Source organism: Mycolicibacterium agri (assembly GCF_002553505.1).
GTDB lineage: Bacteria > Actinomycetota > Actinomycetes > Mycobacteriales > Mycobacteriaceae > Mycobacterium > Mycobacterium agri.
Genome location: NZ_PDCP01000244.1, coordinates 1 through 661, shown reverse-complemented (window position 1 = coordinate 661; position 661 = coordinate 1). Strand labels below are relative to the sequence as shown.

Annotated in this window: 1 pseudogene; it reads left to right on the top strand. The window is 59.3% G+C overall.

Annotated features, from left to right (window positions below):
• Positions 1 to 335 precede the first annotated feature (335 nt).
• A pseudogene (locus tag CQY20_RS34015) lies at positions 336 to 590 on the top strand (leucine zipper domain-containing protein); the annotation flags it as partial.
• Between the last annotated feature and the right edge of the window lie 71 nt (positions 591 to 661).

Genomic DNA, 661 nt, shown 5'->3' with positions numbered 1-661 from the left:
GCCAATGTTCTCAAGCAGGACAGGCACTTCCGTGCATTACAAGCCGTGTCAACGGCCCATCTCACGAAACGTTCAGGCTAGCCGCACTCCCCTCCCCGTCTCCTCGGGCGCGCAATTCGTCACAGTGACGATTTTAGGTGGTGTCGCTGGTACCTCTAAACCTGTTGTTGCCGAAGCTATTTAGGTGTTCAGATACCTTCGCAGCGCAGCCGGACGCATCCCAACCTCTAGGTGTACTGGGACAGGACGTTGGTAGCAGGCGTGTTGGCTTGATGTGAGGAGAACCTCCGGGTGGGGTGTGGCTTGTCTAGGTCCACCACCGTCCGGAGGTTCTCGTGTCCCACCGTAATGCCCGTACGACGTTTCACGGCCGGCTGCTGATAGTGCGCCGGTATCAGGCTGGCTGGCCCAAGGCCCATATCGCGAAAGCGATGGGGGTTTCGCGTAAATGCGTCCACACCTGGATCAGTCGTTTTGAGACCGAGGGTGAAGACGGTCTTCACGACCGGTCCTCGCGGCCGCATACCAGTCCGACCCGTGTCCGGCCCAGCGTGGAGAACCAGATCGTGGCCTGGCGCAAACGCTGTCGCCTGCCATGAGGATGGGACCAGTGTGACCTGATTTTTGCCAGGGTGATGGGACCACCTGGATTGCCAGTTAT